Genomic DNA, 5,425 nt, shown 5'->3' on the forward strand with positions numbered 1-5,425 from the left:
ACGGTGACATTCACCACTCGCTTTTTCATGCAAAGTAAACAACATCGGTAATAAAGAACTCAACGCCTCTAGGCTATGCCCGAGCTGACACAAACTCTCTGGCGTAAATTCATGGATGTTATTACTGTCAAACGACAACATTGAGTCACCAAGAAAAGTTACACCATGACACATGCCCATAGTATTTTCTTTGGATGATTCAATTAACTGACACAGTACAGTATCGCTAATACATGAAAAATCCAGTGATGCAATTGCATCCGACATGGCAGACCATAAGATATCCAGATCAGGTATATTACTGTCGTCGAGAATGTCTGGGATGCTACTGTGCATAATATTGCTTCTCAATTGATTTAGAAAAAATTAAAACCAAAGAAAAGTCTGTAAGTAAGGTATGTGCTTCGGTTTCTACATTAGATTGCGCGTTAAATGTATAACGCTTTGAGTATGAGGATATGTTACTATTCATATTAGCCATAGCATTAGTTCCGATAATGTTGTGGTCAGACGCTCTGATTGTGTTGCTTCACTTTCAGAGCGTTGCTTTTATGGCTCCTATAGCAGCCACCATATTTTTTCTCTTCGAGATCAATATCCCTTCCTTCTTTTCTGATAACGGGAAGGCCAGATTTCATCAGGCTTCTGTCCCAATGCATTCGCAATGATTGTCTCACCTTTGTGCCAAGGACGCTGTAAGGCATTGGATAATGTTGACGATGCCAGTCCAGCTTCCCGAGAAACGGCAGCCAATGACGTTCCTTTCTTCCTTAATGCAGCAATAATATCGGCCGGGTGCCAATCTTTTTTCTCCACAAGAATTCTCCAAGCAGGTATAACTATTTAATAACATTGTAAAACAAAAAGTAACTTCGCTGCTTTAAGCTCTGCTAATGGTATGTTTTACTTCAATCTATATTTCAATTACTCTAAAAAGATATCAGTGCAGATAATCCTTGGAGGATCATTCACTGCTGTAGATTATCGTTCTATAAATAGAAAATTTCAACCATTATTTTCTATTTATAGATATTATTGATCTTTAAATAGAAATTCATTCGTAAAAAGGAAAATATGAACAATAAGACTAACGAAGCTACTTTCCTTGAAGAAGGAAAAGAAACCTTTAAAAACAGGTTAAAACAGCTTCTTAAAGGAAGGAGTCTTCGAGCTGCTTCAACAGAATGGCAAATACCTTATTCGACGTTAAATAACTACTTTGATAAAAAGACACTACCATCTCTATATGTAGCTCAGAAAATCGCTAGAATAGAAGGTGTTTCTTTGGAATGGCTAGCTTCTGGGACTCCGAATGAAAAACCTACTGATGATTCCCAAAGAGACGACACAGGCTATGGATATGATGAACTAAAAACAGCATGGTCCCTCATTTTAGATTCTCTTGATGTCAAAGAAGCAAAAACATTAATTAATTTAATGCATCGAAAAGGTATTGAAGGGATATTAACCATGATCCATGAAAAGCAAGATATCGAAGAACTTATTGATAAGCTTAAAATTAGATCAAATTTGAAACAAGCAATCAAAGTAGCTCTTGATGGGAATGAATCAACAGATAAAGAAATTTTGCGTTACATTACTACCCTGATAAGTCAAGAAAAAAATTAAACACCGTCAATTAGTGATCATAATAGTGTAGAGCTAAGCACAAGGTATAGAATGACGATACCTTTCAATTCTCGCTTAACCAGGCTAAATAGCCAATTAAGAATGCAGTACATTTAAGAAGCAGCACGGAGAAATGAGTGTGCGAGTATTAAAACAATTGGATAGAACACCCAAAGAATAATTACCAACCTAGCAAGCTAACGAAAAAAGCAGCACTCAACGATAACAGGACGCTTTGTTAACGTACCTGTACGTTCAGCCAGATCAAAAGCAGCCTTAGCTCGACGCATGCCTTCAATTTTGCGCTCTTTTACGGACATTTGCTTAAGTTCAGAAATTCGGCGTTTTGATTGCATAACCTTCCCCTATCATCACTCAGTACTACAAGCTATAAGAACCAAAAATCTGTGTTTTTTTGATGTTCACAATGCTGAGAAACCACATGACTTAAAGCTTTCCTATGAATGTACCTTCTGTCAAGAAAAAAGATGTACTATTATAGTACTAACAAATGCCAATATATAGGATTTCCGTATACTAATTTTTTCCCTTTAATTAAGAAGAACGAGAAAACCCTTGTTGATTTCTCAACAAGGGTTTATCCCAAATATTTTTCGGCATCAGCAGCATGATTTCCATCATCTGTGACCCTAGCACGTTACTGGCGGCAATAGCCGCAACCAGCAGAGAGAATGCTACAGCAACAAACAGATAGCGTCAAGCATCCTGCGGCAAAAACAGCAGCCCGGTTATAAATCACAAAGAATGGAAAAGAGGAAAATGAAAAGTATAGGTGAAATATCACAATCATTATTATATTATTTTAAATCATGTGAGAAAAGGATATGAATTACAATGACCGTCAAAAGTGTTCTAATGTCAATATCAGAAAGACGTATATCAACTTACAAAAGAGGCTTTAACACAGAAAATGAAGCTGAATGTTTAGGACTCTATATATGGAATAAAAGGCTCTGCGCCACTTTCTTTCCTGTATTACAACTTTTAGAAGTTTCGCTAAGAAACAGTTTATACTATGGTCACTTAGCATATCAACGGCAAAAACTTATAGATAGTGGGCTTCCCCCTGCCGCTGCTGAAATGGCAATAGACAGAAACTGGATTCAACATTTCTATTTAAATACAGAAGATAACAAATTTATAAAAAGCCGTGAGGCAGTGGAAAATGCCCTTTCTTCTATCCAAGAAGAAAAAAGAAAAGTAACTCCGGATGAATTGATTGCAAAGCTTACATTTGGTGTATGGAGTAACATTTGCTCCAATCATCATAAATCTGATAAACAGGGGTCCCTTAAAATATGGCCGGAAATGATAGATTTTGCATTCCCAGGTGAAAAAGTGACTTTCAAGCATATAACCAACGACATAAAAAAACTTAATTCTCTTCGTAATAGAATCGCTCATCATGAGCCTATATGGCATAATAGGAAAAGTTTTTCAGTTGAAGGTCACATTAATACAGTACTCAATAGTTTTAAGATGTGCTTGAACTTAATTAAGTATATTAATCCCTCTAATCTCAAAACAATTGTTATTATGGAAAGTATAGAGCAAATAACCCAACTGTGTAAAAAGGAAACTATTGAGAGATTCAAACAGGCAGCCAAAGATTTTGATCAAGTACATCCAGTAGATATAGAAGCTTGGTATAATAAAAACATTGCAGAGACAAGATTGGATGGTGTAATTGTAAAGGTTGAAGGTAAAGTGGTTTCAATAAAAGCATTTAAACATCCAAGTAATCTATTTGTTCTCGATGCCCATGGAAATCATGAAAAGAATTTACCTCACGAAATAGGTATCAACGTGAATTTCGAGCCAGACAATACAAGTGGCACATGGGTTGCAAAAAATGTTAGAAGAAAATAACAACGGCCTTTTAAAGCTAAGTAAAAAGGCAGAAATATAATAACAAACTTTATATTTTACATTTAACTGAAGTAGCTAGGCTGGCCATTTTTTTGCCACATACAGAAGAAATGCTTGCCGCCGCTTGACTATATGTACAGTAGAGGACACAAGCATAGTATGTCAAAATCTCAAACGAGAATTCAGTGATATAGTAGCTACATATATAGAAATGCTGACGACTCTAGTAATAACAATGGTGATAACAGAATTATCCAGAAGAATAATGATTTATTACATTCATCTAAATCAGTACCAAAATCAAAAGCTATAAAATTAACTGACCTCATTGACAATCCTGATTCGACTGTAAATCATTATCCTAGATTCGTACTAGTATATTCAACTGAGAAGTCTCTAGATTATTTAAAGATAAGGATTTTATTTTAAATAACAATAACAAAAAAATCTTATCAAAACTATTAACAAACTTTCTTTTTATGATTCCAAGTTTATAGAACGCTACAACAAGCTGAGTGAAAAATGTAATAAAGGTTATTCGATTAAATTAAATATCTCCTGTTTCCTACAAAATTCCAGACAAAAATACTGACAGGTGTCCCTGATAGTTTCGCAAAGAAATACTCTTTTCGATGCATCAACCCGCCAGAAAGTTAAAAATATGACTACTCACCTTATTCGTTAAAAAAGCGTTATACACAGTTACACCGCTGATGTTGGTTCGCCTCCCCAGCTCACCAACCGCTTCCATTCACCCGACCCTTTGATGGGGTCAGGTGAATGAGCTTTATCAGCCGTGCAAATGTGCATAACACACAACTCGTTTTACGATTCATACCATAGACGCCGCTTAAATTTTTGGCTAACCTAACCAAGAAATAATTATGTTATTTATGAATACCATCTCAACAAGAGGTTACTCAATGACTGACAATCATAACACACAACGTACAATGCGTGCTCAGATTCGGGGAGCAAAAGTTGCTGGAATTTATCTCAACTTATGCCAACGTTTACGTACCTGGGATGCAAATTGTGTTACTAAAGCCCACAAACATAATCTCCCTACATGGGTAGGGCATTTGCCCATTTACTTACTTGCTGCCAGTCTGGCGACCACTTTGCTGATGGGTACATTAATGGTAGTTGGGGTTATTATGCTAATATTTGGAATAATCCTAGGTTTTTCACTGAATAAAGGTGTAATTGATAAAAAACTTACAGATGAACAAGGTTACGGAAATCAATATCGTGATGGTCCCTATGGGTGGGGCTGGTATGATGCAACCGGTTATATTGATGTCGACAATAAAGATGAATAGTTCATAAAGGAAGGGATTCCCCTCCTTAATATAATTATGTTACCTACTTATTCTATCTCCTAATTTCCCACCCGATTTCTGAATATCAGCAGAACCATTTTTCGTTGCATTTGTTACTGCGTCACCCATTTTAATTCCCGCCCACGACAACGCTCCCATCCACAATGCCGGCAACACAATAAACATCGCTCCCATCACAAAACTCATAATGATATCGTCTGTGCTATTCTGAAAACCGGCCATATTCCAGCGGCTGTGCGTATCCGAACCATACAATGCCTCCAATAACCAGCTGTCCAACCAACGTGCCAATTCCCACCAGAATGTCAAAAAATTCAGCGCAAACACAATAAAAGTCAGTGTAACGACCGTCTTATATTCGTAGACAGCAAATACGATAATCAACGGTAATATGATAGTCACCGCCATCAATATAACAGCCTGCACCATCGGTAAAGCCTGGCGCATTGCATCAAACGCCGGAAATGCCGCCAAGCTTCCCAACGACACCCCGCCCAATGAGGCTATCCGGCCCACCGAATTCATCAGAGTAAAATCCGCGTTACCGCCGTAACCGGCATAGA

The 5,425-nt window shown here is 37.1% G+C and carries 7 protein-coding genes; 3 read left to right on the forward strand and 4 right to left on the reverse strand.

The genetic code is table 11. The annotated features are described in order from the left end of the window. A partial coding sequence (locus EAE91_RS22890) for a hypothetical protein (protein WP_214090469.1) occupies positions 1–336 on the reverse strand: 336 nt, incomplete at its 3' end. A gap of 255 nt (positions 337–591) precedes the next feature. Further along, entirely contained in the window at positions 592–816 is a 225-nt protein-coding gene (locus tag EAE91_RS22895; RefSeq protein WP_021324429.1) for a helix-turn-helix domain-containing protein, read from the reverse strand. Positions 817–1,074: 258 nt separating this feature from the next. On the opposite strand from EAE91_RS22895, the gene EAE91_RS22900 reads away from it, so the two are divergent. Continuing rightward, a complete protein-coding gene (locus EAE91_RS22900) occupies positions 1,075–1,629 on the forward strand; it encodes a transcriptional regulator (protein ID WP_058589720.1) in 555 nt (184 codons plus the stop codon). 197 nt (positions 1,630–1,826) lie between these two features. Here the strand turns inward: EAE91_RS22900 and EAE91_RS22905 are convergent, their stop codons facing one another. Continuing rightward, positions 1,827–1,985, reverse strand: coding sequence for a hypothetical protein (locus EAE91_RS22905; RefSeq protein ID WP_021324431.1), 159 nt, complete (start codon positions 1,983–1,985; stop codon positions 1,827–1,829). 499 nt (positions 1,986–2,484) lie between these two features. Between EAE91_RS22905 and EAE91_RS22910 the strand changes: the two genes are divergently transcribed. Then, positions 2,485–3,519 carry an Abi family protein gene (locus tag EAE91_RS22910; RefSeq protein WP_214090470.1) on the forward strand — a complete coding sequence of 345 codons (1,035 nt, stop codon included), beginning with the start codon at positions 2,485–2,487 and terminating at the stop codon, positions 3,517–3,519. A 923-nt stretch (positions 3,520–4,442) separates the two neighbouring features. After that, entirely contained in the window at positions 4,443–4,841 is a 399-nt protein-coding gene (locus tag EAE91_RS22915) for a hypothetical protein (RefSeq protein ID WP_214090471.1), read from the forward strand. A gap of 39 nt (positions 4,842–4,880) precedes the next feature. On the opposite strand, the gene EAE91_RS22920 is transcribed toward EAE91_RS22915, so the two are convergent. Beyond that, on the reverse strand, positions 4,881–5,425 hold a 545-nt coding region (locus EAE91_RS22920), incomplete at its 5' end, for a conjugal transfer protein TraG N-terminal domain-containing protein (RefSeq protein WP_214090472.1).

This window comes from Photorhabdus noenieputensis (genome assembly GCF_018448935.1).
Classification (GTDB): Bacteria; Pseudomonadota; Gammaproteobacteria; order Enterobacterales; family Enterobacteriaceae; genus Photorhabdus; species Photorhabdus noenieputensis.